The organism is Plastoroseomonas hellenica (assembly GCF_018129085.1).
GTDB classification, from domain to species: Bacteria; Pseudomonadota; Alphaproteobacteria; order Acetobacterales; family Acetobacteraceae; genus Plastoroseomonas; species Plastoroseomonas hellenica.
Genome location: NZ_JAAGBB010000042.1, coordinates 20,072 through 45,483, shown reverse-complemented (window position 1 = coordinate 45,483; position 25,412 = coordinate 20,072). Strand labels below are relative to the sequence as shown.

At 71.0% G+C, this 25,412-nt stretch carries 23 protein-coding genes and 1 tRNA gene; 12 read left to right on the top strand and 12 right to left on the bottom strand.

Features of this window, described 5'->3' with window-relative positions:
• Positions 1 to 27 precede the first annotated feature (27 nt).
• Entirely contained in the window at positions 28 to 1,125 is a 1,098-nt protein-coding gene (locus tag GXW71_RS26170) for a mandelate racemase/muconate lactonizing enzyme family protein (protein WP_211855646.1), read from the top strand.
• 39 nt (positions 1,126 to 1,164) lie between these two features.
• On the opposite strand, the gene GXW71_RS26165 is transcribed toward GXW71_RS26170, so the two are convergent.
• A complete protein-coding gene (locus tag GXW71_RS26165; RefSeq protein WP_211855645.1) occupies positions 1,165 to 2,361 on the bottom strand; it encodes a pyridoxal-phosphate-dependent aminotransferase family protein in 1,197 nt (398 codons plus the stop codon).
• A 92-nt stretch (positions 2,362 to 2,453) separates the two neighbouring features.
• Positions 2,454 to 3,548 (bottom strand): TonB family protein, encoded by a 1,095-nt coding sequence (locus GXW71_RS26160; protein WP_211855644.1) that lies wholly within the window; start codon positions 3,546 to 3,548, stop codon positions 2,454 to 2,456.
• A 221-nt stretch (positions 3,549 to 3,769) separates the two neighbouring features.
• On the opposite strand from GXW71_RS26160, the gene GXW71_RS26155 reads away from it, so the two are divergent.
• From GXW71_RS26155 to GXW71_RS26130, 6 genes are all read left to right on the top strand, one after another.
• A complete protein-coding gene (locus GXW71_RS26155) occupies positions 3,770 to 5,089 on the top strand; it encodes an LLM class flavin-dependent oxidoreductase (protein WP_211855643.1) in 1,320 nt (439 codons plus the stop codon).
• Positions 5,090 to 5,203: 114 nt separating this feature from the next.
• Positions 5,204 to 6,160 carry a ring-cleaving dioxygenase gene (locus GXW71_RS26150; protein WP_211855642.1) on the top strand — a complete coding sequence of 319 codons (957 nt, stop codon included), beginning with the start codon at positions 5,204 to 5,206 and terminating at the stop codon, positions 6,158 to 6,160.
• Entirely contained in the window at positions 6,157 to 6,801 is a 645-nt protein-coding gene (locus GXW71_RS26145) for an alpha/beta hydrolase (protein ID WP_367617376.1), read from the top strand. Before GXW71_RS26150 ends, GXW71_RS26145 begins: the two co-directional genes overlap by 4 nt.
• Before the next feature lie 151 nt (positions 6,802 to 6,952).
• On the top strand, positions 6,953 to 7,747 hold the full coding sequence (locus tag GXW71_RS26140) for an N-formylglutamate amidohydrolase (protein WP_246526902.1): 795 nt from the start codon (positions 6,953 to 6,955) through the stop codon (positions 7,745 to 7,747).
• Between the two features lie 180 nt (positions 7,748 to 7,927).
• Entirely contained in the window at positions 7,928 to 8,734 is an 807-nt protein-coding gene (locus tag GXW71_RS26135; RefSeq protein WP_211855641.1) for an alpha/beta fold hydrolase, read from the top strand.
• 102 nt (positions 8,735 to 8,836) lie between these two features.
• Positions 8,837 to 9,262 carry a hypothetical protein gene (locus GXW71_RS26130; protein ID WP_211855640.1) on the top strand — a complete coding sequence of 142 codons (426 nt, stop codon included), beginning with the start codon at positions 8,837 to 8,839 and terminating at the stop codon, positions 9,260 to 9,262.
• Between the two features lie 60 nt (positions 9,263 to 9,322).
• Here the strand turns inward: GXW71_RS26130 and GXW71_RS26125 are convergent, their stop codons facing one another.
• The gene (locus GXW71_RS26125) at positions 9,323 to 10,090 is read right to left on the bottom strand and encodes a sulfite exporter TauE/SafE family protein (RefSeq protein WP_211855639.1); all 768 of its coding nucleotides are present in this window, start codon (positions 10,088 to 10,090) and stop codon (positions 9,323 to 9,325) included.
• A 143-nt stretch (positions 10,091 to 10,233) separates the two neighbouring features.
• Between GXW71_RS26125 and GXW71_RS26120 the strand changes: the two genes are divergently transcribed.
• Positions 10,234 to 11,193, top strand: coding sequence for a 2-hydroxyacid dehydrogenase (locus tag GXW71_RS26120; RefSeq protein WP_211855638.1), 960 nt, complete (start codon positions 10,234 to 10,236; stop codon positions 11,191 to 11,193).
• A gap of 30 nt (positions 11,194 to 11,223) precedes the next feature.
• Here the strand turns inward: GXW71_RS26120 and GXW71_RS35540 are convergent, their stop codons facing one another.
• The 4 genes from GXW71_RS35540 to GXW71_RS26105 all read right to left on the bottom strand — a co-directional run bounded on the left by GXW71_RS35540 (position 11,224) and on the right by GXW71_RS26105 (position 13,601).
• Positions 11,224 to 11,934 (bottom strand): minor capsid protein, encoded by a 711-nt coding sequence (locus GXW71_RS35540; protein WP_211855637.1) that lies wholly within the window; start codon positions 11,932 to 11,934, stop codon positions 11,224 to 11,226.
• A gap of 311 nt (positions 11,935 to 12,245) precedes the next feature.
• Positions 12,246 to 12,371 (bottom strand): hypothetical protein, encoded by a 126-nt coding sequence (locus GXW71_RS35275; RefSeq protein ID WP_281417419.1) that lies wholly within the window; start codon positions 12,369 to 12,371, stop codon positions 12,246 to 12,248.
• Between the two features lie 111 nt (positions 12,372 to 12,482).
• On the bottom strand, positions 12,483 to 13,277 hold the full coding sequence (locus GXW71_RS26110) for an SH3 domain-containing protein (protein ID WP_211855636.1): 795 nt from the start codon (positions 13,275 to 13,277) through the stop codon (positions 12,483 to 12,485).
• A gap of 248 nt (positions 13,278 to 13,525) precedes the next feature.
• Positions 13,526 to 13,601 (bottom strand) — tRNA-Glu (locus tag GXW71_RS26105).
• Positions 13,602 to 13,737: 136 nt separating this feature from the next.
• Here GXW71_RS26105 and GXW71_RS26100 point away from each other — a divergent pair.
• Positions 13,738 to 15,459, top strand: a complete 1,722-nt coding sequence (locus GXW71_RS26100) for a mucoidy inhibitor MuiA family protein (protein WP_211855635.1) — start codon at positions 13,738 to 13,740, stop codon at positions 15,457 to 15,459.
• 9 nt (positions 15,460 to 15,468) lie between these two features.
• Here the strand turns inward: GXW71_RS26100 and GXW71_RS26095 are convergent, their stop codons facing one another.
• Positions 15,469 to 16,767 carry a 4-hydroxybenzoate 3-monooxygenase gene (locus GXW71_RS26095; RefSeq protein WP_367617375.1) on the bottom strand — a complete coding sequence of 433 codons (1,299 nt, stop codon included), beginning with the start codon at positions 16,765 to 16,767 and terminating at the stop codon, positions 15,469 to 15,471.
• A complete protein-coding gene (locus GXW71_RS26090; RefSeq protein ID WP_211855634.1) occupies positions 16,716 to 17,945 on the bottom strand; it encodes a TIGR03862 family flavoprotein in 1,230 nt (409 codons plus the stop codon). The genes GXW71_RS26095 and GXW71_RS26090 overlap by 52 nt, the downstream gene beginning before the upstream one ends.
• 107 nt (positions 17,946 to 18,052) lie before the next feature.
• Here GXW71_RS26090 and GXW71_RS26085 point away from each other — a divergent pair, with 107 nt between their 5' ends.
• Genes GXW71_RS26085 through GXW71_RS26075 form a run of 3 tightly spaced genes read left to right on the top strand, consistent with a single transcriptional unit; the run spans position 18,053 to position 20,167 of the window.
• Positions 18,053 to 18,313: a DUF6489 family protein gene (locus GXW71_RS26085; RefSeq protein WP_211855633.1), complete on the top strand. Its 261-nt coding sequence runs from the start codon at positions 18,053 to 18,055 to the stop codon at positions 18,311 to 18,313.
• Complete coding sequence (locus tag GXW71_RS26080; protein WP_211855632.1) at positions 18,310 to 19,236, top strand: dihydrodipicolinate synthase family protein; 927 nt, start codon at positions 18,310 to 18,312, stop codon at positions 19,234 to 19,236. The genes GXW71_RS26085 and GXW71_RS26080 overlap by 4 nt, the downstream gene beginning before the upstream one ends.
• A 4-nt stretch (positions 19,237 to 19,240) precedes the next feature.
• Positions 19,241 to 20,167: a 3-hydroxyacyl-CoA dehydrogenase NAD-binding domain-containing protein gene (locus GXW71_RS26075; protein WP_211855631.1), complete on the top strand. Its 927-nt coding sequence runs from the start codon at positions 19,241 to 19,243 to the stop codon at positions 20,165 to 20,167.
• 16 nt (positions 20,168 to 20,183) lie between these two features.
• Here GXW71_RS26075 and GXW71_RS26070 read toward each other — a convergent pair whose 3' ends face one another.
• The 3 genes from GXW71_RS26070 to GXW71_RS26060 are packed head-to-tail and all read right to left on the bottom strand — an operon-like array spanning position 20,184 to position 25,356.
• Positions 20,184 to 23,231 carry an efflux RND transporter permease subunit gene (locus GXW71_RS26070; RefSeq protein WP_211855630.1) on the bottom strand — a complete coding sequence of 1,016 codons (3,048 nt, stop codon included), beginning with the start codon at positions 23,229 to 23,231 and terminating at the stop codon, positions 20,184 to 20,186.
• A complete protein-coding gene (locus tag GXW71_RS26065; protein WP_211855629.1) occupies positions 23,228 to 24,307 on the bottom strand; it encodes an efflux RND transporter periplasmic adaptor subunit in 1,080 nt (359 codons plus the stop codon). The genes GXW71_RS26070 and GXW71_RS26065 overlap by 4 nt, the downstream gene beginning before the upstream one ends.
• Positions 24,304 to 25,356, bottom strand: a complete 1,053-nt coding sequence (locus tag GXW71_RS26060; RefSeq protein ID WP_211855628.1) for an efflux RND transporter periplasmic adaptor subunit — start codon at positions 25,354 to 25,356, stop codon at positions 24,304 to 24,306. The genes GXW71_RS26065 and GXW71_RS26060 overlap by 4 nt, the downstream gene beginning before the upstream one ends.
• Positions 25,357 to 25,412: the final 56 nt, after the last annotated feature.

Here is a 25,412-nt window from a genome sequence, read left to right as displayed (position 1 = left end):
TCGGCCATAGAAACTGAGGAACGACCGATGGCCGATCTGACGATCCGCGAGCTGCGCACCACCCTGTTGCAACTCCCCTGGGCGGATGATCCCTGGCTGGCCGGCCATGCGCTGGGCGCGACGCGGGATCTGGTGGTCGTCGAGGTCGTCACCGCGTCCGGCCTGACCGGCATGGGCTACCTGCACCTGCTGAACCTCCCCCTCCAGCGCACCATCGACGCCTGCATTCAGGAGGCGTTGGCGCCGCGCGTCATCGGCCGCGACGCCACGGCGGTCGAGGGGATCTGGCAGGATCTATGGCGTGCCACCCTGACGGCCGGGCGCGGCGGCGTCGCGATGATGGCGCAGTCGGCGATCGACATCGCGCTCTGGGATGTGGTCGGGAAGGCCGCGGGTCTGCCGTTGCATCGGCTCTGGGGCCATTACCGGTCGCAGATCCCGATCTATGGCAGCGGCTGCTTCCGCGGCTCCCGCGGCGACGGGATGATCGCCAAGGCGAAGTACTTCGTCGGGCAAGGCTACAAGGCGATCAAGATGCAGGTCGCGCATGTCGGTGATCTGCGCACCGACCTCGACAATGTCCGCCGCATGCGCGAGGCGGTCGGGCCCGACATCGAGATCATGATCGACGTGAACATGGGCTGGAGCGCCGATGTCGCGATCCAGATGGGCCGCAAGTTCGAGGCATACGATGTCTACTGGCTGGAGGAGCCGGTGCTGCCGGACGACTATGCCGGCTATCTCCGTTGCGCGGAGGCGCTCGACATGCGCGTGGTCGGCGGCGAGACGCATTTCGGCCGCGCCGACCTGAAGCCCTTCCTCGAGAATCCCCGCCTGCCGATCCTGCAGCCCGACCCGATGCGTGGCGGCCTGACCGAGCTGCGCAAGATCGCGACCGTCGCCGAGACCTGGGGCATGACGATCGCGCCGCATCTCTTCCCGGAGCTGAACGTGCATCTGTTGGCCAGCATCCCGAACGGGATCTGGGCGGAGCAGATGGGGCTGCTGGACGACCTCTGGGTATCGCGTCCGAAGATCGAGAACGGGATGATCACCGCGCCGGAGACGCCGGGCCACGGGCTCGCCTTCAAGCCGGAGGTGCTGAAGGATTTCGTCCTGAAGTAGAGCGAGCGCGGGGGAGCCTGCTCCCCCGCGCTGCGTCGTTCAGGCCGCGGCGAGGGAGGCGATCGCGGCCGCGATGCCGCCCGGCGTGTGCGGCACGCCGGCGACCTGCATCGCGAGCTCCACGGTCGCGAGGGTGCCGAGGATCATCGGCTCGTTCAGGTCGCCGAGATGCCCGATGCGGAACACCTTGCCCCCGAGCGGCCCGAGCCCGCCGCCGAGCGAGAGGTTGAAGCGCTTCAGCGCCACCTGGCGGAGCGCATCGGCATTGAGCCCCTCCGGCATCAGCACCGCGGTCACGCTATCGGAATAGCGGCCGGGATTGAGGCAGAAGAGCTGCGGACCGTTGTTGCCCGACCAGTGCTGCACCGCGGCGCGCACCGCGCGGGCCAGGCGGGAATGGCGGGCGAAGACGTTCTCGAGCCCTTCCTCCTGCTCGATCAGCCGGAGCGATTCCTGCAGCCCGTAGAAGAACGAGACCGGCACCGTGCCGAGGAAGCTCTTGAGCGGCCGCTGCAGCATGTTGGTCCAGTGGAAATAATGCTTCGGCAGCTTCGAGCTCTTGTGCGCCTCCAGCGCCTTGGCGGAGACGCCGGTGAAGCTCATGCCGGTCGGCAGCATCAGCCCCTTCTGGCTGCCGCCGACCGCGGCATCGACGCCCCATTCATCCATGCGGAAGTCGAGCGAGCCCAGGGAGGAGATGGTGTCGGCCAGCAGCAGCGCCGGATGGCCGGCGGCATCGAGCGCGGCGCGCACCTCCGGCACCGGGATCATCATGCCGGTCGCGGTCTCGTTGTGGACGACGCAGACCGCCTTGATGGTGCGCGCGGTGTCGGCCGCGAGTGCCGCGCGGACTGCCGCCATGTCGACGCCGCGGCGCCAGTCGGCGGCGACGCTTTGCACCTCGATCCCGAGATCCTGCGCCATCTTCCCCCAGGAGATGGAGAAATGCCCGCTTTCCAGGATCAGCACCGTGTCGCCGGTGGAGAGCAGGTTGACCAGGCTCGCCTCCCAGGCGGCATGGCCGGAGCCGGTGTAGAGGAAGACGGTCTGCTCGGTCTTCAGGACGCGCTTCAGACCGGCGACACAGGCGTCGTAGACCTCGATGAAATTGCTGTCGTTGAAGTCGACCGTTTGGTGGGCACAGGCCAGCAGCACGGAGTCCGGGATGTTCGTCGGCCCCGGATTGGCGAAGAACTGGCGGCCACGGGGCTTCGGTGCGGTCTGCGTCGCGCTCACGGCGTTTCTGTCCCTGGATGTGGTTGCTCTTCCCGCAGGTCATCCCACGGCACGCCACCCTTGCCCAGGGGGCGTCACCGTCGGACGGGGCGTCACCGCCGGATCAGGATGTAGTTGATCGTCAGCGTGATGGTCGCGGTGTCGCCCCCCTGGGTGCCGGGCGGGAAGGGGGGGATGGTGCGGTCCCGCAGCAGCCCCGTGGTCGCCATGTCGAGCAGGCGTGAGCCGGAGGCATAGATCAGCCGCAGCGAGCGGACACGGCCGTCACGGTCGACATCGAAGCGGACGGTGACCGGCCCGTCTTCCCCGTTGCGGGCGGCCTCGGGCGGGTAATAGCCATTGCGCTGTAACCATGCCTGGAAGGCCGCACGCCAATCGGCGCCGAGTTGCGCCCCGGTGATCTGGAGCGCGGCGCCAGCCACGTTGTCATTCTGCCGCACGGCCGGGCTGGGCGAGGGGGGGCGTTGCAGCGCCTGCGGCCCGACCGAGAAGTCCAGCCCCTGGCGCCGCGGCTGCGCAGGGCTGGCCTGCTGCTGCGGTGCCGGGCGCGCGGTGGGGAAACTGGGCGCGCGGGGCAGCATCAGCGCACCATCGAAGGGCGGCCGCGGCGTCGGCGCCGGGGTAGCACGCGGTGGCGCCGTCGGCCGCGGCTGCGGCGGGGCCGGGGGCGGCGGTGGGGGCAGCGGCAGCGCGTCGATATCGGGTGGTGCCGGCAAAGGCGGTGGCAGCGGGGTCGGCTGCGGCAACGCGGGTGCCTGGGTCTCCGGTGCCGGCGGCGGCGGGGCGGGCGGCGCCAGCTCGGTCGGCGGTGCCGGCGGTGGCGGCGCGGTCTCCGGCAGCGGAGGCGGGGGGGCGAACTCGGCCGGCGGCACCGGTGGGGTCTCGGGCGCCGCTTCCGGAATCGGCGGGGTCGGCACGGCTGGGGCGGGCGAGGGTGCCTGCGCCTGTGCCGAGCTTTCCTCCGGCGCCGTGCGGGGCGCCGCCTCGTCGAAGACCAGGTCGACGGAGGGGAGGCTGGTCTCCGGCGACGGCAGCGTCCTCGGCTGGTGCCACAGCAGGAACACTGCCAGCAACGCGTGCAGCAGCAGCGAGCAGGCGACCGCCAGCCACAGCCAGCGCCGCCCCCCGGGGCGCCCGACTTCGAGCCTGGCGTCGGTGGGGAGCTGCGGCGCAGTGGCGAAGGCCATGCGTCGCTATATCAGGGTTTTCCGCAGTGTCTCAAACCCTGGTCATGAGCTGTTACCTTCCGTTTCGGAACGCGATGCGGGCCCGCGGCGCTGGGCCCGCTTCCCGGGATGATCGCGGCCGGCCATGCCCCGGGGGGCGCATTGGCAACCGCGGCCGGCGGCGCCATACCGGCGCAGCACCGCCGGTCGCCGGCGGCCCCAGAGACTGGAGTGAGCCTCCCATGACCGCAGCACCGTCCCGGCCCATGCGCCTCGGCCTCTTTCTCCAGGGCGCCGGTCACCACGTCGCCGGCTGGCGCCATCCGGAGGCGGAGTTCGGCGGCGAGAATCTCGGCCTGATCCAGCGCATCGCCGCGACGGCCGAAGCGGGGAAGTTCGACCTGCTCTTCCTGGCCGACGGGCTGACCACCAGCGCCGACGCGCACCCTTCCTTCGTGGCGCGGCTCGAGCCGATGTGCCTGCTCTCAGCGCTCGCCATGGGGACGAAGCATCTCGGCCTGGCGGCCACGATGTCGACGACCTATGCCGAGCCCTTCCATGTCGCGCGCGTCTTCGCCTCGCTCGACCACCTCAGCGGCGGGCGCGCGGCCTGGAACGCGGTGACCACCTCCTATGCCCGCTCCTCGGCCAATTTCAGCCGGGGGACGCACCCGCCGCATGACGAGCGCTACGCGATCGCCGAGGAGTTCCTCGATGTGGTGCGCGGCCTCTGGGACAGCTTCGCCGACGACGCCTTCCTCAAGGACAAGGCGAGCGGCGTCTATGTCGACCCGGCGCGGGTCCACACGCTGAACCACGAGGGCAAGTATTTCTCGGTGAAGGGGCCGCTCAACGTCTCGCGGCCGCCGCAGGGGCACCCGATCGTGATCCAGGCCGGCTCCTCCGGCCCCGGCCAGCGGCTGGCCGCGCGTACTGCGGATCTCGTCTTCACGGCCCAGCAGACCTTCGATGAAGGCCGCACCTTCCGGGACGGGCTCCGCCGCCAGGTCGCCGAGGAAGGGCGCGACCCGGACCACCTGATGATCCTGCCCGGCGTCTGCCCGGTGATCGGCGCGACGGAGGCGGAGGCGAAGGCGCTGTATGCGCAGCTCCAGGGCGGCATCGACCCGGCGGCGGCGATCCTGCTGCTCTCGGACCGGCTGGGGCACGATATCTCGGGCTACGACCTTGACGGGCCGTTGCCGAACCTGCCGCAATCCGACCAGCTCCAGAGCCGTGCCAAGCTGCTGACCGACCTCGCGCGGCGGGAGAACCTGACCTTGCGCGAGCTCTATTACCTGGTCGCCGGCGCGCGCGGGCACCGGATCGTCTGGGGCACGCCGGAGCAGGTGGCGGATGCGCTGACCGAATGGTTCGTGGGCGGCGCCTCGGACGGGTTCAACATCATGCCACCCTTTTTCCCCGGCCAGTTCGAGCGGTTCGTCGAGGATGTCGTGCCGATCCTGCAGCAGCGCGGCCTGGCACGGACCGAGTATACGGGCGCGACGCTCCGCGAGAATCTTGGCCTGCCGCGGCCGGAGAACCCCTTCTTCCCGCGCTGAGCACGCCATCCGGCACCGTGATGGTGGCCATCTGCCACGACAATTGGCAGAAAGCCAGCGAGACGGCCATCTCTGCGTTCACAGGCGGGCCAATCCCCGCCGCGGAGACAGGCCATGGCCGAGACCACCATTGGGCGGATCCACCACATCACCGCGATCGCGGGCAGCCCCTCCCGCAACCTCGCCTTCTACGAGGGTGCGTTGGGGCTCAGGCTGGTGAAGCAGACCGTCAACTTCGACGATCCCGGCGTGCACCACCTCTATTACGGCGATGAGACCGGCGCGCCCGGCACCATCCTGACCTTCTTCCCCTATGCCGGCGCGGGTGCCGGCCGGCATGGCGGCGGCCAGGCGGAGGAGATCGCTTTCGCGGTGCCGCCAGGTTCGCTCGCCTTCTGGCAGGACCGGCTCGCCGACCTCGGCATCGCGACCGACGCGCCGGAGAGCCGCTTCAGCGAGACGGTGCTGGGCTTTCGCGACCATGACGGGCTGCGGCTCGAGCTGGTGGAGGATGCCGGCGCCGCCGCGCTGCCGGGCCGAGCTGCCGAAGGGATCCCGGCGGAGCATGCGATCCGCGGCTTTCGCGGCGTGACGCTCTGGGTGGATGCGATCGCACCGACCGCCGCGATCCTGACCGGCGTGCTGGGTTACGCCGCCGGCCCCATCGAGGGCAGCCGGCAGCGCTTCGTGCATCCGGGCGAGGGGCTTGGCCGCATCGTGGATATCCGCGCGGTGGCGGGCTTCCCGGGCGGCGCGCTCGGCGCCGGCATCGTGCACCACGTGGCTTTCCGCGTAACTGACGACGCGCGGCAGGCGGAAGCGACCAAGGTGCTGCGGGCCGAGGGCCTCGGCGTCACGCCGCAGCAGGACCGCACCTATTTCCGCTCCACCTATTTCCGGGAGCCGGGCGGGGTGCTGTTCGAGATCGCGACCGACCAGCCGGGCTTCGCCGTGGATGAGGCACCGGAAGCGCTCGGCGCCACGTTGCAACTGCCGGCGCGCTACGAGGCGCATCGCGCGGCGATCGAGGCGGCGCTGCCGGTGCTGCGCCTGCAGGAGGAAGTGGCGTGAGCGGGCTTCTCATCGAGCACGTGACGGTGGTGGAGGCGCCGGCCAATGGCGTCGCCCCACGCCTCGCGCTGCTGCTGCTGCACGGCACCGGCGGCGACGAGCGGGACCTGATCCCGCTCGGCCGCGAGGCGGCGCCGGATGCGCTGCTGATGGGCCTGCGTGGACGGGTGCTGGAGCACGGCGCGCCGCGTTTCTTCCAGCGCCTCGCGGAAGGCGTCTTCGACGAGGCGGATCTCGTCGCGCGCGCCGCCGACCTCGCCGGCTTCGCGGAGGATATGCTGGCGCGGCTGGCGCCGGGCCTGCCGCGCGCGGCGCTCGGCTTCTCGAACGGCGCCAACATGGCGGCGGCCTTGCTGCTGCTGCATCCGCGGCTGCTCGACGCCGCCGTGCTGCTGCGGCCCATGGTGCCGCTGGTGCCGGCGACGCTGCCGGACCTGACGGGCAGGCAGGTGCTGCTGTCGAGTGGCATGGCCGATCCGATCGCGCCGCCGGCCGAGGGCCAGCGCCTCGCTGCGCTGATGCGCGAAGCTGGAGCCGCGGTCACGCAAGTCGTGCAACCCGCGAGCCACGGTCTGGTGCAGCGGGACGTCGCGGCCGCGACTTCGGCGCTGCGGGAGGTCGGCCGGCCGGCGGCGGCCTGACCCAGCATCGCCCCGGCACGGACGCAAGCTTTGCCTCCGTGCCGGGAGCGCGCGCGAGGCTCGGCGTTCCGACCGCGAAGGAGAAGGAGCTCGTGCCAACGGCCGAACTGCCGCCGAAAGAGCTAGGCCGGCGCTACGTCGTGATCTATCGATGCGCATGCTGCTGAAGCCCGATGAGCCGCCGGCCTTCACCGCGCGCAACCTGACCGGCACCTCGCCTTGTGTCCTGCTTTGTGAACATGCGAGCAATCGCATGCCACGCTGCCTCGGCACCCTTGGCCTGGCCGCAGCCGATCTTGGCCGCCACATCGCTTATGACATCGGCGCCGCGCCGCTCGCGGAGGAACTCGCGCGCCATCTCGACGCGCCGTTGTTCCTGACCGGCTACTCGCGCCTCGTCATCGATTGCAACCGGCCACCGGGCGTTCCGACGTCCATTCCGGAGCGGAGCGAGGACACGGCCGTGCCCGGCAACCGGGATCTCGACCCGCCGATGCGCCGGCTGCGGGAAGCGACCTTGTTCGAGCCGTTCCATGCCGCCGTCACAGCGCATCTCGACGCGCGGCGGGCGCGGGCGCGCGCCTGCTGCGTCATCGGCGTGCACAGCTTCACGCCGGTCTTCCACGGACAGCGCCGACCCTGGGAGGCCGGCGTGCTCTACGGCGCGGCGAGGAGCTTCGCACTGCCGATCATGGAAGGGCTCGCCGCCCTTGGGCTTCATGTCGGCGATAACGAGCCCTACAGCATCGCGGTGGACGAGGATTACACCGTGCCGGTGCATGGCGATGGCAGGGGCGTGCCGGCCCTGCTGCTGGAGATCCGCCAGGATCTTCTTGCCGATGTCGCCGCGGCGCGCCTCTGGGCCCATCGCCTCGCGCCACTGATCGCACGGGCCGCGATCTCGCAGGGCCTCGGCGCATCCGCCCGGAGCGGGGGGCGCGCATAATCCGGCGCGGGGCTGAACGGCCACGCGTCGCGGCGCTTCCCATTTCCGCTCGTGAACACGCCGATCAAGCATGCGCCTTGCCGGGCGCCGCAGCACAGCGGCGCCGCTGCCGGCCCGCCTGAGCCGGCTTGGCGCGCTCCCGGCGCGGGCGCAGTCTTCCGCGCCTAACCGGAGCGCGCCATGCCGAGCATCACCGTCAACGACTACCCGATCGACTATGTCGAAGCCGGGACCGGGGAACCGCTGATCCTCGTCCACGGCTCGCTGCAGGATCAGCGCTACTGGGCGCCGCAGATGGCAGGCTTCGGGGCGCAGTACCGCGTCATCGCGCCGAGCCTCCGCCACTACTGGCCGGCGCGCTGGGATGGGCAGGGCGGCGGCTTCACCATCGCCCAGCATGTCGCGGATGTCGTGGCGCTGATCCGCGCCTTCGGGCCCGGTCCGGTGCGGCTGCTCGGCCATTCGCGCGGCGGCCATATCGCCTTCCGCGTGGCCGAGAGCCATCCCGAGCTGCTGCGCGCCCTGGTGCTGGCCGAGCCCGGTGGGGAGCTCGACGCCAGCTTCGATGGGGTGGCGGCGCCGGGCGAGCAGCTCGCGGCCTTCAACGCGGCTGCCGAATGCATCCGCGCCGGCCGGATCGAGGAAGGACTCTCGCTCTTCGCGGCCCATACCGGCGGCCCCGGCGCTTGGGAGCGGCGGCCGGAGCCGCGGCGGCAGGTCGCGCGCGACAATGCCTTCACCTTGCTCGGCCAGGTCCACGAGCAGCGCGCGCCGTATTCCCGTGCGGCGGCGGCAGCGATCCGCACGCCGACCCTGCTGGTCGGCGGCGCCGAGAGCCAGCCGCGCTTCGGCGCCATCATCGATGCGCTGGAAGCCGCGATCGCGGGCGCGAAGCGGGCCACCATCCCGAAGGGGACGCATGCGATGAGCATCGAGAACCCGGCGGCCTTCAATGCCGCAGTGTTGCACTTCCTCACAGTGGCCTGAGCCGGCAGGGGTGCAACCGGCGGGCTGGGGCACGCATTCCTTCCATGCCGCCCCGCCCGTGCGTTCGCGTTTGGACGGGGCGCGGAACGGAAGGAGTTTCCGATGCGCAAGATCGGCCTACTCGCGGCGACGGCATTGCTGGTCACGGTGCCGGCATTCGCCCAGGGCCAATACCAGGGCCAATACGCCCCGGCGCCCCAGTACGCCCCAACGCCTCAGTATCAAGCGCCTCAATACGCCCCGGCCCCTGCGCCGATGCCACAGGCGGAGCGCGTACCGGCGCCACGCCCGGGCCGTGCCCCGTCGACCTATGAGAGCCAGAGGACGGGTGAGAGCAGGACGGGGCGCTCCCCGGGCGGACCGATCGACGTCGGCCCCCGTACGCCGCAGGCGAACGCGGCCTTCATGGGCGGCGGCGCGATTCTGGAAGGCCCGCCCGGCGCGCCGGCGCCCGAGCCATCCGCGATCACGGTGCAGCCCGGCCCTGACGGTGTCGTGCGGAACTACATGACCATCCAGACCCGTTGATGCCGAAGCAACGGCCGGGCGGCGCGGTGCGCGCTGCCCGGCGGAATGGCCTTACAAATCTTACAAAAGCCCGGCCAGGCCCTTGGCCGCGGTCAGGAGCGCGACGAGCGCCAGCGTGACCAGGCTGACGCGCCGGTGCGCGCCACCCAGGCGCCGGAACAGGAAGGCGCCGAGGGCGGAGCCTGCGATCATAATCGGCAGGCCGACCAGTGCGAGCAGCGCCTCCATGCGGCCGAGCGCGCCGGTGAGGCTGAGGCTGATGCCGGCTGCCAGGGCGGCGAAGAGGAAGAACACGATCAGCGATGACCGCACCTGTACCGGCGAAAGCGGGGAGGCGAGGTAATAGACAATCGCCGGCGGCCCGGGCATGGCGGCCAGCCCGCTGAACAGGCCGGCGAGCCCACCCATGGCGACGGTCCCGGCAGCACCCGGCATGTGGCGGAAGGCGAGCCCGAGGGAGAGTGCCGCCACGGCGGCGGCACATGCCGCGGAAACCAGCAACCGTGCCACATCGGCCGAAACACAGGTCAGGATCAGCGCCCCGATCGGGGAGGTCACGACCACGCCGCAAACCAGCCAGCGGATGGAGGGCCAGTGGCAGTGGCGCGCGGCACTTCGCACATCGACGAGGCCGCCCACGATCTGCAGCCCGGTCGCGAGCGCGACCGCGCGCATCGGCGAGACCACCAGGCTCAGCAACGGCACTGCGGTGATGGCGAAGCCGAAGCCGGTGAAGCCCCGGAACACCGCCGAGATGGCGACCACAGCCCAGAGCGCCAGAATCGCATGCAGGCCCGGCGCATCGGGGGCCGTCGTGAACCACTCCATGCCCGGCATCCTAGAGGGCGCGCCGGAGCTGACCACCATCCCTATGCGGGCATGCGGCATGCCCTATACGCGGCATCGGGATCGCGCGGCATGCCGGATGCATGGCCGCGGCGACGCGCGCATCGCGACTGAGGGGATTGAATATGACGGACGTCTTGTTCCGGGTGCCGCCGACGGCGACCATGCGGGAGACCCTGCGGGATGGCTTCACGATCCTCGAATCGGCCCCCGACGAAACGCCGGAGGCCATTGTGGGGCGGCTGGGCGACCGGATGCGCGTGATGGTCACCAATGGCACGACAGGCGCGCCGCGGGCGATGCTCGAAGCCCTGCCGCTGCTGGAGCTGATCTGCTGCCTAGGCACCGGCTACGAGGGCGTCGATGTCGAGGCGGCGCGGGCGCGGGGCGTCATTGTCACCTATGGGGCGGGCGCCAACGCGACCTCCGTCGCGGACCACGCCATGGCCCTGCTGCTGGCGGCGATGCGCGACCTGCCAAGGCTGGACCACGCGACGCGCCGGGGCCTCTGGCGGGAAGGCGTCGGGCTGCGGCCGATTCCGACCGGCAAGCGGATGGGTATCCTGGGCCTCGGCGCCATCGGCGAGCGGATCGCGCGCCGGGCGGAGGGGTTCGAGATGTCGATCGCCTACCACACGCGGCGGCCGCGGGCCGAGATGCCTTGGCGCCATGTGGGAAGCGTGGCCGAGCTCGCGGAGCAGTCCGACTGCCTCATCGTCGCCGTGCCGGGCGGCGCGTCGACGCGCCATCTGGTGGATGCAGCGGTGCTGCGGCTGCTGGGGCCGGGGGGCTTCCTGGTCAATATCGGGCGCGGCAGCGTGGTGGACAGCGAGGCACTGGCCGCGGCGCTGCACGAGGGCACCATCGCCGGCGCCGCACTCGACGTCTATGACGGGGAGCCGGTGATCCCGCCCTGCCTGATCGATGCGCCGCGCCTCCTGATGACGCCGCATTGCGCAGCCTGGGCGCCGGAGGTCCGCGCTGCAGGTGCAGCGCTGGTGCGCGGGAACATCGAGGCGGTGCTGGCAGGCAAGGCGGCGCTGACCCCGGTTCCGGAACTGCGCGCCGCTACTGTCATGGCCTGACATGACAGGAACGATCGCGGCGCGCCTCGCCTAAAGCCAGCGGGGCAGGAGCGGCAGCAGCGATACGCAGGCGAGCGCCAGGAACGCCAAGATCACGACGCCTGTGACATCCAGGCGGCGACGGGGCGCGGCGGCCGTGCTTCCCTCGTCGGAAGGCGCGCGATCATCCTCCGGCAGGTGGTGCTCTTCGTCCGAAAACACGGCCTGTGCCACGCACCGGCAGTGCCCTTCGGCGCAGCAGGTCCGCATGCCGGGATGACCACCCGGCGGCGGATTGTCCCACGCGAAGATCCGGCCATTGTTCAGTGCACAGGCCGGGCAGGCCTCAGCGTCATCGCCGGCGATCCAGACGTAATGCGTGATGCCGATCTCGCGCTGGCGCTGCTGCACGGCGTGCGCGGCCTGCCGCGCCGAGACCTGCAGGGCGGTGGCGCGGAGCGCCTGCAGCGGTGCGGCGCGGCCCTTCTCAGTGAGCATGTCGAACGCCAGGCGGGAGAACGGCGTCTCGGAGCGGAGGCCGATCCTGCGCTTCTCGGTGCGGTTCAGTTGTGGCTTCCGTCGCTGCACCTTCAGCGCTGCAAGATCGATACCGTCCGCCTGCGCCTCGACCATGAACTGCGCGAGCCAGTCCGCATGATCCGGCCTGATGGCGCCAAGCGCCATGATGGCCGCCAGGGTATGCGGCGTGAAATCCTGAAGGGTCAGGGGAGGGAGCTGCGCCCGGATCTCCGCGCGGAGCACGTCAAAGGCGATGCCATCGGCGGTGTTGGCGAGCGGCCGGATCGAGGCGCTTCGCGCAGTCCCCGGTCGCCGTGATTCTTGCCGTCCCGGAACATTCGCGGGGGCGCGCTTGGGCCGCGGCAGCAGCGCGACAGCGCCACCGGAACGGCCCGATTCGAGGCCGGCGGGGCTGCTTCGACGGGGGAGGAACGTCTTTCCGGACAAAGCCGAACTCGATGAGGCGGGATGATAGCAGGAGGCGTTACCACATCGGGACGAGGTTGAGGATCACGGAAAGCGTCAATATTGCGTTCGGCAATACCGGAGGGCGGTCAGTCGAAGGCGGCGAGCCGGAAGTGGCCGGCTTCGACGGAGCCGGCCCGCAAGGCGGCATTGATCCCAAGCAACCCGGCGACCAGGCCGGCACTGACGATCAGGATGAGCAGGAGATCTCGCATGGCGTGCACTCTGCATCCGCAATCACATCATAGCGAAGAACGCCATGATGCGGCCGTGGTTGCGTCGGCGCACCGCTTCGCTTCGGCCGTTGCGAGGCGAAAGGCAGCGCTTCAGGGGTCGAGCAGGCTGCCGTGGATCCAGCCCCATGGCTCGGTGTCGCCGACCTGGTACCAGCCACCGGGCGCCTCCCCGAACACGCGGAGCGATGAGCCTGGCGGCACGACCCGCAGGACGGCGCCGCCGCCTGCAGGGTTTGACCGGAGGTTCGCGTGCTGGCGCGTGGTCACATTGTTGCGGGACGAGGCGAGGGGCGGCGCGGCGACCGCCGTGGTCACGGGCGCGGCGCCGGCGGCCGGCTGCTGCGCCGCGCTGGGTGCGGGCATTTCCTCCGCCTCGTGCGGCAGGCCGGTCGGCAGCGGCGGCAAGGTCTGCACGCTGCGCGCGTCCCTGGGGCCGCCGCCCTCGAAGCAGCGCGACACCATCTCGACATAGACCCGGGTCGCCGCCGCGCTGCTGTCCGCGAGATGCTGCACGAGCTGGAAGCGCGGCTGCCCCCTGTCCGGCGCTTCCTCATAGGTCACGACGGTCACGAAGGGGATATAGGCTTGGTCGCCGCGGCCGGTGGGATTGATCTGTCCGCACACGGTCACCGTTCCCGCCAGGGCCTGCCGATAGACCTGGACGGCGCGCAGCACGGCGCCCCGGCGCCCGGCCCTGGCGAGGATCCCGTCCTCCGCGACCCGGCGGGCATGCGCCGTCGCGTCGAAGGACGATGCTGTCTGCTGATCCCGCTTGTCGTCACAGCCGGAGGCCAGCGAAGCCGCGATCAGGGCGGCGGCGAGCTTGACGGTGCCGCGCCCATGCCGTTCCGCGGCAGCGTCCGTGCGATCCTGCGAACCTTGCATCCGCAGCCCCAAAGGAAGGCCCCCGCAGAGGTTACGCCAGCGATCAAGCTATCCTCCGGGGCAAGCCGCCATGGCAAGCGCGTTCTCCGGGGCCCGAACACGGAATTGCGCGCGCGTCCGAATGACATCGCCGCGAGGTCCTGCCGGCGCTTGTCCAGGAATCACGATCCGGACCACTGAACGCGAGGGGGTCATCGCCCGGCAGATGCGGTGGCTTCCCGCCGCCGACAGGGTGCCTGCTATGCCAATGGCGTCCCGTACGGGATTCGAACCCGTGCTGCCAACGTGAAAGGCTGGTGTCCTAGGCCTCTAGACGAACGGGACACGTGGCGTGGGGCGCGAGGTAGAGGAGCGCCGCCCCCCGGTCAATAGCACGTGGGCGGCAGCGCGGACCCCACAGCGCGATTGCGCCAGGGAGGACAAACGGGCGATCGTAGCGAAATCGTATCGGAGGATCGCCGTGAAGCCGCTTCGCGCCATCTCTGCCCTGGTGCTGGTCTGTGCTGCCCTGCAGCCGGCCGTCGCGCAGGATGCGCCGCCCACGCTGCTGCTCTCCGCGGCGCCAAGCGCCGTCACCATCTATCCGGACCAGGCGACGGTCACCCGCGGCGGCAGCATCGACCTGCCGGCGGGCGACAGCCTGATCGTGCTGCCGAGTGTCCCGGCCGGCCTGCTGCGCGACAGCGTGACCGCCCGCGGCACCGCGCCGGCCGCGGTCGCGATCGGCGCCGTCGAGGTGCGGCAGGCGAGCTTCGATCCGCGCACCGGCGATGCACGCCGCGCCGAGCTGACCGACCGGCTGCGCGAGATCGACGATGAGATGGCGACCGTCGACGTCCGCATCGCCGCCCAGACCGCGCAACTCACCTTGATCGAACGGCTGAGCGCCAGCTTCGCCGACCAGCAGCGCCGTCCGCCCGCGACGGGGGAGGCGCCGCGCCTTGCGGCCGACCCGGCCGGCTGGCGCGCGGCCTGGGAGACGGTGCGCGACGGCACCGCCGAGGCGGCCGAGGCGACCCGGATCCTGCGTCAGGCGCGACGGACGCTGGAGGCACGGCGCGCGCTGGTCCAGGCCGAGATCGGCGGCCTGCGCAGCGCCCCGCCCGGCACGCTCGAGATCACCGTGGCGCTGCGGGCGGAGGCTGCGACGCGGCTCGACCTCTCGGTGAGCTATCAGGTGCCCGGCGCCCGCTGGCAGCCGGTCTATGAGGCGCGGCTCGACAGCGCCGCGGGGCGGCTGACCTTGCGCCAGGAAGCGATCGTGACCCAGCGCACCGGCGAGGATTGGCGGGACGTGGCGCTGACGCTTTCGACCGCGCGGCCGACCGCGGATTCGCGGCCGCCGGAGCTGCAGTCCTGGCGGATCCGGCTGGTCGATCCGGCGGAACTCGCCCGGCTGGCGGAAATGGCGCGGCAGCAGGCCGCCGATGCACGGCCCGGCGGCCGGACGGTGATGCGCGGGGCCGTAGCACCGAGCACGAGCGCGGAGGCGCCGGCCCCGGCGCCGCCGCGCGACGTGGAGACGGTCGCCGCGGTCACCGCCTCGGCCGGCTTCGCCGTCGAGTACCGCATCCCCGGCCGCGCTTCGCTCCGCAGCGACGGCACCGATCGCCGGGTCAGGATCGGCGACCTCAATGCCGATGCCGGGCTCAGCGTGCGCACCATACCGCGCCTCGATCCGCGCGCCTTCCTCGTTGCGCGCTTCGCCAACCCGTCGGAGACGCCGACCCTTGCGGGACAGGCCTCGCTGCATCTCGACGGCGTCTTCGTCGGCCGCGTCGCCCTGCCGATGCTGCGCCCGCGGGAGGAGACGGTGCTGTCCTTCGGCGCCGATGACCGGGTGCGGGTCAGCTACGCCCTGCAGGCGCAGCGCCGCGGCGAAGAAGGTGGGCTGCTCACCGGCCGCACCCGCAGCCGCAGCACGGAGGCGCTGATCACCATCCGCAACTTCCATCAGCGGCGCATGGACATCGTCGTCGCCGACCAGCTTCCGGTCTCCGGCGAGGAGCCGCTGGTGGTGACCCTGAACGCCGATCCAGCGCCGACCGCGCGCGATGTGGATGGGCGGCCCGGTGTCCTCACCTGGAGTGCCACCTATGCGCCGGGAGAGGAGCGGCGGATCCGCTTCGGCTACACGGTCACCCTGCCGCGCGACCGCGAGGTGACCGGCCTCGAACGCTAATGGTCATTCTTACATCGGCAGGCCGGCGTAGTTCTCCGCCAGTGCGGCCTGCGCCGGGCGCGATTCCATGACATGCGCGAGCTCGGCGGCCCGGATCCGGGCGTCGAAGGCGTCCTCGGACGGGCTGCGATGCAGCATCGCGGTCATCCACCAGGAGAAGCGCGCCACCTTCCAGACCCGCTCCAGCGCCCGCGCCGCGTAACTCTCGATACCGTCGCTGCGGTTGTGGTGCAGGAACGCCTCGAGCGCACGGGCCAGCACGACGACGTCGGCGACGGCGAGGTTGAGGCCCTTGGCACCGGTCGGCGGCACGATATGCGCGGCGTCGCCGGCCAGGAACAGACGCCCGTGGCGCATCGTCTCGCACACGAAGCTGCGCAGCGGCACCACGGTCTTGGCGAAGATCGCGCCTTCCGCGAGCTGCCAGCCGGGGCTGGCCAGGCGCCGGTGCAGCGCGTCCCAGATGCGCGCATCGGGCCAGGCCGCCACATCGTCATCCGGCCCGCATTGGAGATAGAGGCGCTGGACGCTGTCCGAGCGGGTGGTGAGCAGGGCGAAGCCATCCGCGTGACTGGCATAGATCAGCTCCGGCCAGGAGAGTGGCGCATGGCAGAGGATGCCCAGCCAGCCGAAGGGCCAGCGCCGGCTGTATTCGCGCCTGGCCGCCGCGGGGATGGCCTGGCGGCCGGGGCCGTGGAAGCCGTCGGCGGCGACCACGAAATCGCAGTCGAGGCGGCGCGCGACGCCACCTTCCCCGTAGTGCAGGGCAGGGCGGTCGCTTTCGATGCCTTCGATGCGGGTGACGGTGGCGTCGAAACGGATCTCGCCGCCATCGGCGAGACGCGCCGCGATCAGGTCCTTCAGCACCTCGTGCTGGGCGTAGATCGTCACCCGTTTGCCGCCGGTGAGGCCGGCGATGTCGAGATGGGCGCGTTCGGTGCCGCTCTGCAGGGTGATGCCGCCGTGGAAATGCGCTTCGGCATCCAGACGTGCGCCGAGGCCCATGGCGCGCATGCGCTCCACCACCCAGTGCTCCAGCATGCCGGCGCGGATGGTCTGCTCGACCGCCTCTCTGCTGCGCGCCTCCAGGATCACCGAGGCGATGCCCGCGCGATGCAGCAGATGCGCGAGGAACAGGCCCGCCGGGCCGGCGCCGATGATGCCTATCGTTGTCCGCAAGGCCACCTGCTCCCGGGCCGTCTCCTTGGGCGATTTCGCCATCACCGTCGCCGTGCTGGCAAGCGTGGTGAAGGGGATCAGCGCTGCCGCGCCGCCAGCCAGTCGATCGCGCCGCGCGCCGCGAGCCAATCGAGTGCGCCGCGCGCCGCGGCGACGCCGGTCGCGAAGCAGGCCTGCAGCAGATAGCCGCCGGTCGGCGCTTCCCAGTCCAGCATCTCGCCGGCGGCGAAGACGCCGGGACGCGCCCGCAGCATGAGGCGCTCGTCCAGCGCCGCCCAGGACAGCCCACCCGCCGAGGAAATCGCGCGCGCGATCGGCATCGGCGCGTCCAGCCGCAGCGGCAACGCCTTGACCAGCGCGGCGAGGTCGTCCTGCGCGGCGCCGGCATGCAGCGCCTCCTGCACCAGGGCGATCGCGACGGGCGCCAGGTTCAGGCTGCGGCGGAGATGGTTGGACAGGCTCTGCCCCCCACGCGGCGCCGCCAGCCGGCGGGCGCATTCGGCGGCATCGAGGTCCGGGCGCAGGTCGAGGCGCAGGGTCGCGTGGCCGTCCCGCGCGATCGCCTCCCGCAGCGGAGCGGAAAGCGCATAGACGGCGCCACCCTCGATCCCCGCTTCGGTCACCACCGCCTCGCCGCGCTGCGTCTCGGTGCCGAAGCGGAGCGCGATGCGCTTCAGTGGCGTGCCGGCGAAGCGGCCGCGGAGATGCTCGGACCAGGCGACGCGGAAGCCCATATTGGCCGGGCGGAAGGGGGCGACCGGCACCCCAGGCAGCAGCGCCGCCCAGGCGCCATCGCTACCGAGGCGTGGCCAGGAGGCGCCGCCGCAGGCCAGGATGACGGCATCAGCGGCCACCTTGCGCCCGGACACCAGAAGCCCGCCATCATCGCCGAAGCCTTCGAAAACCTGGCGCGTGTCCAGCCTGACCCCGAGGGTCGCGAGCCGCGCCAGCCAGGCCCGCAGCAGGGGCGAGGCCTTCATGGCCCGCGGGAAGACGCGGCCGGAACTGCCGGTGAAGACCGGCTGGCCGAGCCCTTCGCACCAGGCGGCCAGCGCCGCCGGCGGGAAGGCGCGGATATGGGGCGCGAGATGCGGCGCGGCCTCCCGATAGCGAGTCAGGAAGCGCTCCAGCGGTTCGGAATGCGTCAGGTTCAGCCCGCCGCGCCCGGCGATCAGCAGCTTGCGCGCGGGGGAGGGCATGCGCTCGAAGACATCCACCAAGACGCCCGCGGCAGCGAGAATTTCGGTCGCGATCAGCCCGGCCGGGCCGGCCCCGATGACCGCTATGCGAGGCTTCGAATCTGGCATGGGCCTATCTACCCTCAAATGCAGGCTGCCGGATCAGGCTTGAGCTGCCCCTTTCGCCGCGCTCCGCTTCGCGCCAGACTCCCGTGCTTCAGGGTGGAGGCGGCAGGATGAAGATGACCATCGAGATCGATTGTACGCCGGAGGAGGCGCGCCGCTTCCTCGGCTTGCCCGACCTCACGCCGCTGCACACAGCCATGCTGGATCGCCTGCAGGCGCAGATGCCCGACCTGACTCAGGCGACGCCGGAGGCGCTGCTCGCCGCCTGGACCCGGATGGCGCAGCCGAGCTGGATGGGCGATGCCATGGGTGCCTTCTTCAAGGCCGCCAGCGGCGCCGCGCCGAAGCCGAAGAAAGGGGATGCCCCATGATGCTCGACACCTCCGCCGCCGGGGTCTTCGTTATCGCGCCGACGCCCTTCGCCGATGACGGCGCGCTCGACCTCGACAGCGCCGCGCGCATGACCGAAGCCTTCCTGGAGGCCGGCGCCACCGGCCTCACCTTGCTCGGCATCATGGGGGAGGCGCCGAAGCTCGATGCCGAGGAGTCGCTTCGCTTCGCGCAGCACGTGATCACCAGGGTCGGCGGTCGCGTGCCGGTGATCGTTGGCGTCTCCGCGCCCGGCTTCGCGGCCATGCGGTCCCTCGCCAGGGGCGCAATGGATGCCGGCGCGGCAGGCGTGATGATCGCACCGGCGGCCGGGCTGCGTGGCGACGATGCCGTCATGGCCTATCTGCGCCAGGCGTCGCAGGTGGTGGGCGATGCGCCCTGGGTGCTGCAGGACTACCCGCAGCTCACCAGCGTCGCGATCTCCGCCGGCATGGTGACGACGCTCGCGAATGAGGATGCGCGCCTCGTGATGCTGAAGGCGGAGGATCACCCGGGCCTCGACAAGCTCTCGGCGATCCGCGCCGCGGAAGCCAAGGGCGCGCGGCGGCTGGCGATCCTCGGCGGCAATGGCGGCATCTTCCTGCCGCAGGAGATCGAGCGCGGCGCCGACGGCATCATGACCGGCTATGCGGTGCCGGAGATGCTGGTCCGGGTGCGGGAGCTGATCCTGCAGGGTGAGCGGGAGGCGGCGCATGATCTTTTCGACTTGCACCTGCCGCTGATCCGCTACGAATTGCAGCCAGGGCTCGGGCTTGCGGTGCGCAAGCACGCGCTGATGCGCCGCGGCATCATCGCCAGCGCTGCGCTGCGCAACCCGGGGCCGAAGCTGACGCCGGCGACGCTCGCGGAGGTCGAGTTCATCCTGGCCCGCCTGGCGCGGCGCGACCCGACGCTGAGGCTTTGAGAGGATGCGCACCGCCGTTAAGCGTGTCGCAGTCATCGGCGCGGGCATCATCGGCGCGAGCTGGGCCGCCTGGTTCCTCTCCCGCGGGCTGGAGGTGGTGGCGAGCGATCCGTCGCCGGATGCGCCGGACCTGATCCGCCGCATGGTGGCCGGCGCCTGGCCGGGGCTGCTGCAACTGGGCGCCGTGCCTGGCGCGAACCCGGAGGGCTGGCGCTTCGAGCCCGATCCGGCGAAGGCAGCCGCAGGCGCCGATTTCGTGCAGGAGAGCGCGCCGGAGCGGCTGGAGATCAAGCAGACGCTGCTGGCCAGGATCGACGCCGCGCTGCCGCCGGATGTGGTCATCGCCTCCTCCACCTCCGGCCTGCTGGCCTCCCGCCTGTCGGAGGCCTGCCGGCATCCGGAGCGGGTGGTGATCGGGCATCCCTTCAACCCGCCGCATCTGATTCCGCTGGTCGAGGTGGTGGGTGGGGCCAAGGCGAGCCCGGAGGCCGTCGCGGCGGCCATGGCTTTCTACCGGGCCATCGGCAAGCACCCGATCGAGATCCGGAAGGAGGTGCCGGGCCATCTCGCCAACCGCCTGCAGGCGGCGCTCTGGCGGGAAGCTATCCATCTGGTCGCCGAAGGCGTGGCGAGCGTCGCCGATGTCGATGCTGCGATCAGCGAGGGGCCGGGCCTGCGCTGGGCACTGATGGGGCCGCACCTCACCTTCCATCTGGCGGGCGGGGAGGGCGGCATGGAGCATTTCCTGCACCATCTGCTGCCGGCGATGGAGAGCTGGTGGCAGGATCTCGGCGATCCCAAGGTGGATGCGGCGCTGTCCGCCAGGCTGGTCGAAGGCGTCGCCGACGAGGCCGGCGGGCAATCGACGCGGGATCTCGCCACCGCGCGCGACGCGGCGCTGCTGCGGCTGCTGGCGGCGCGGCGCGGCTGAACGCTGCACCGGCCGGTCAGCTCTCCGAGGCCGCCGGTTCCTGGATGCGGAACCACGCCACGTAGAGCGCCGGCAGGAACACCAGGGTCAGCACCGTGCCGACGATGATGCCGCCCATCATCGCGTAGGCCATCGGCCCCCAGAAGACCTCCCGCGAGATCGGGATCAGGGCGAGGCTCGCGGCCGCCGCGGTCAGCAGGATCGGGCGCATGCGGTGCTCGGTCGCCTCGATCACCGCATCCCAGGGCGGCTTGCCTTCACGCCGCAGCTCGTCGATCTGCACGACCAGGATCACCGAGTTGCGGATCAGGATGCCGATCAGCGCGAGCACGCCGAGGATCGCCACGAAGCCGAGCGGCGCCTGGCTTGGCAGCAAGGCCGCGACGACGCCGATCAGCCCGAGCGGCGCCACCGCGACCACCAGGACGAGCCGGCTGAAGCTTTGCAACTGGATCATCAGGATCGTCGCCATGACAAAGAGCATCACCGGGACCACGGCGGCGATCGGCGCCTGCCCCTTGCCGCTCTCCTCGACGGCGCCGCCGAGCTGGACCTGGTAGCCGGGCGGCAGCCGGCCGAAGGCATCGACCTCGCGCTGCAGGCCCGCGACCACGGTCGCGGGTTGCTGGTTCCCGGCGATGGCGGCGCGCAGCGTGATGGTCGGCAGTCGGCTGCGCCGCCAGACCACGGGCTGCTCCATGTCGAAGCGGAAACTCGCGACGGCCGCCAGTGGGACGGACCGGCCATTCTGGCCGGGAAGCTGGAGATCCTGGAAGGTGCTGATCGACCCGCGTTCCGTACCGCGGGCGCGGCCGATGACGTTGATGAGGTAGATGTCGTCCCGGACCTGGGTCACGGCCGAGCCGCCGACGATGCTGTTCAGCGCGCCGGCGATGTCCTGCGAGCTCACGCCGAGCTGCCTGGCCTTGTCCTGCAGCACCTCGACCCGCACCACCCTGGCGGGCTCGTTCCAGTCATAGACCATGCTGCCGATGCGTGGGTCGCGCCCGATGATGGCGGCCAGCTCCTGCGAGAGGCGCCGCACCGTCGCGATGTCCGGGCCGCTCACCCGGTAGGCGACAGGACGGCCGACCGGCGGCCCGAGATCCATGTTGTGGACATAGACATCGGTGCCGATGAAGTCGCGGCGCGCGATCGCCTCGAGCTGCGTGCGGACGCGCTCCCGCGCCTCGAGGTCCCTGGTGACGATCACCATCTGGCCGAAGAAGGGGTTCGAGGGTTGCACGTCGAAGGACAGCACGAAGCGCACCGCCCCCTGGCCGACATAGGACGACCAGTAGTCGATGTCCGCGTTGCCGCGCAGCTCCGCCTCGAACCGGTCCATCTGCGCCCTGGTCTCGGTGATCGAGGCATTCTGCGGCAGCGTCCAGTCGACGATGAGCTCCGGTCGGTCGGAGGAGGGGAAGAACTGCTGCTGCACGAACTTCATGCCGTAGAGCGACAGCAGGAAGACGAAGATGGTGGCCCCGATGGTGACCCAACGCCAGCGCATGGCGGTGACGAGCAGACGCGCGAACGACCGACCGAACCGGCCGGGGCCATGGGCATGCTGCTTCAGGGCATTCGGCAGGATGGCGACGCCGAGCAGCGGCGTGAACAGCACGGCCACGATCCAGGACACGATCAGCGACACCGTGATCACGACAAAGAGCGTGAAGGTGAACTCGCCGGCGGCCGAGCTGTTCAGGCCGACCGGGATGAAGCTGGCGACGGTGACCAGCGTGCCGGTCAGCATCGGGAAGGCGGTGTGGGCATAGACGGCGGTCGCTGCCGCCGAGAGCGGGTCGCCGGCTTCGAGCCGCGCCACCATCATCTCCACGGCGATCATCGCGTCATCGACCAGGAGGCCGAGCGCGATGATCAGCGCGCCGAGCGAGATCCGCTGCAAGGAGATGCCCCAGAGCTCCATCGCCAGGAAGGTGATGGCCAGCACCAGCGGAATCGCGAGCGCCACCACCAGCCCGGCTCGCATGCCCAGGCTGACGAAGCTCACCAGCAGCACGATGACGACCGCTTCGATCAATGCCTTCACGAAGCCGCCGATCGCATGGTCGACCACCGCCGGCTGATCGGCGACGAGGTGAACGCCGACACCGATCGGCAGGTCGCCTTCGATCAGCCGCATCTCCGCCTTCAGGGCCTCGCCGAATTCCAGCAGGTTGGCCCCTGGCCGCATGCCGATGGCAAGTCCGATCGCCGCTTCGCCGTTAAAGCGGAACATCGGCGTCGGCGGGTCGACATAGCCGCGGGTGATGGTGGCGACGTCCGCCAGCCGGAAGAAGCGATCGTTGATCCTGAGGTTGATCGCCCTGAGGCTGTCCTCGGATGCGAAAGCGCCGGACACCCGGAGGCTGATGCGTTCCGGGCCGGCCTGGATGACGCCGGAGGGCGCGATGGCGTTTTGTGCCTGCAGCGTCCCGATGATGGCTTGTTGGTCGAGGCCGAGGGCCGCGATGTTCCTGGTGGAGAACTCCAGGAAGATTGCCTCGTCCTGCGTGCCGACCAGGTTGACCTTGCCGATGTTCGGCACCGTCAGGATCCTGGCGCGGATGCTCTCGACATAGTCGCGAAGCTGCCGCTGGCTCAAGCCATCGGCGGTGAAGGCGTAGACATTGCCGAAGACATCGCCGAAATCGTCGTTGAACATCGGCCCCACCACGCCCTGCGGCAGGGTGCCGCGGATGTCCGAGAGGATGTTGCGGACCCTGTTCCAGATCATCGGGATCTCCGCCGCCCGGGTCGTGTCGCGGAGGTTGACGAAGATCGTGGTGGCACCCGGCGAGGTGATGGAGCGCGTGTAGTCGAGCTGGGCGATCTCCTCGATCTTCCGCTCGAGGCGGTCGGTGACCTGGCTGAGCGTGTCCTCGAGCGAAGCGCCCGGCCACTGTGCCGAGACCACCATCGTCTTGATGGTGAAGTTCGGGTCCTCCTCCCGCCCGAGCCTGACGTAGGACATGGCGCCGATGGCCATGGAGACGATGATCAGGTACCAGACGAGGGAGCGGTGATGGAGCGCCCAGTCGGAGAGGTTGAACGCCTTCACCGCGTGGGCTCTCCCGGAATTCTCACCTGTTGGCCAGGCCTGAGGCTGTTGACGCCGGCAGTGACAACGCGGTCGCCGGCGGCAAGCCCCGCGGTCACGACGAAGGCGGCGTCGTCTCGCCGCCCGACCTGCACGTCGCGCGTCGCCACCGTGCCGGTGCCGGTATCGACCACCCAGACGACATCCTTGCCGTCCCGCTGGAGCAGGGCCGAGCGCGGCAGGGTAATCGTCGCGGCTGCCGGCACCCGGAGCGTCGCCGTCACCGTCGTGCCGAGCCGGAACAGCTCCGCGGTCCCGGAGAGCGTGATCAGGACCCGGCGCGTCCGCGTTGTCTGGTCGGCCTGCGGGCCGATCTCACGCACTTCGCCCTGGGTGCGGATTCTGGGATCGAGCTGCAGCGCGATGTCGAAGGGCGTGCCCGGGTGCAGGTCGCGGGCGACATCTTCCGGCACGTCGACCGCGGCTTCACGGATATCGGGGCGGGCGATCGTCACCACAGCCTGCCCGGGTGAGACCACCTGGCCGACCTGGGCGCCGATCGCCGTCACCACGCCGTCGGTGTCGCTCTGCAACTGCGCGTAGGTGAGCTGCTCATTCGCCTTGGCCAGGTTGGCCTCGGCCCGCTGCACGGACGCCTCGGCGCTCGCCAGCGCTTGCTGCGCGCTTTCGAGCTGCGCGGTGGCGACGACATTGCGCTCAGTGAGGATGCGCTGGCGGCCCTCCACGCCCGTCGCGTTCGCGAGTTGGGCCCGGGCCGTCGCCATGTCGGCGACCGCCGAGCGGACCGCCAGCTCCAGCGCGAGGGAATCGATCGCCGCGAGCCGCGTGCCGGCCCTGACCTGGTCGCCGACCTCGACATCGCGGTGGATCAGGCGTCCGAGCAGCCGGAAGCCGAGGCTCACGCGGTAGCGCGGTTCCACCGTGCCGGTGAAGCCGAAGGACCGCTCGGTGGCGGGATCGACCACCACGGACAGGACCGGGCGTATCGGCGGCGGCGCCTCCGGCGCCTGTTCCTTGCAGGCCGCGAGCAGCAGGATCACGGGCAGCAACGCGGTGCCGCGGCATCGGCTCCTCATGAGGCGCCACCGTCGACGGGATCCACGACCTGGCCGGGGTGCAGCAACTGCTGGCCGCGGGTGACCACGACCTGGCCGGGCTCCAGCCCTTCCCGGACCAGGATCTGCTCGACCTCGTAGGCTTCGACCGCGATCCGCCGCAGCGACACTGCCCTGGCCGCCGGATCGACCACCCAGACGGCCGGCTGGCCACCTTCCGATGACAAGGCGCTCCAGGGCAGCATGATGACCTGCCGGGGCCTGAACTGGCCGGTGCCGACCAGTGCCGCGCCGAGCGTCATGGCGGGCGGTGGGTCGACGATCTCGAGCCGGACCCTGACGGTCCCTCCGGCCGGATCGACCACCGGAGAGACCTCCCGGATGCGCGCGACGCCGGTGACGGCGGGATCGGCGACCAGCGCGACGCGGATCTCCTGGGAGGTTGGCTCGTGCACGAAGATCGACTCGTAGACGTTGAAGATCGCGTCGCGCGGGCCATCCTGCGCCAAGATGTAGACGGTCTGGGCCGCCTGCACGACCTGCCCGGCCTCCACGTTGCGGGCGGTGATGATGCCGGCCATGCCGGCCCGCAAGGTGGTCTGGCCCAACAGGTCCTGCGCCGTGCCGAGCTCCGCGCGCGCGGCATCGAGCCTGCCTTGCGCCGTCCTCAGCGCTTCCTCGGCCTGGTCGTAGTCGCGCCGCGTCGTGAAACCCTGGGCCAGCAGCGTCCGCTGGCGGTCGAAGGCGGAGGTGGCCTGGCGGAGCTGCGCTTCCGCGGCCTGGACGCCCGCCTCGGCGGCAGTGACATTGGCCTGCTGTTCCTGAGGGTCGAGCATCGCCAGGACCTGGTCGGGAGTGACGTGGTCGCCGATCTCGACCTTCCGGTCGAGGACCCGTCCGCCCGTGCGGAAGGACAACTCGCTGGTGACCCGGGCCACCACCTCGCCGGTCAGGGAGACGCTGGGCGAATACTCGGAGCGCTGCACGGTTTGGACGGCGACCCTGAGGGGCGGCGGCTGTGGCGCGGCGTCCTCGCCGCAGGCACTCAGGAGCCCCGTGGCGAATGCCACACAGGCCGCCCGTCGGCCAAGCGGCGCTCCTCGCGATCCATGCGCCGCCCCATTGC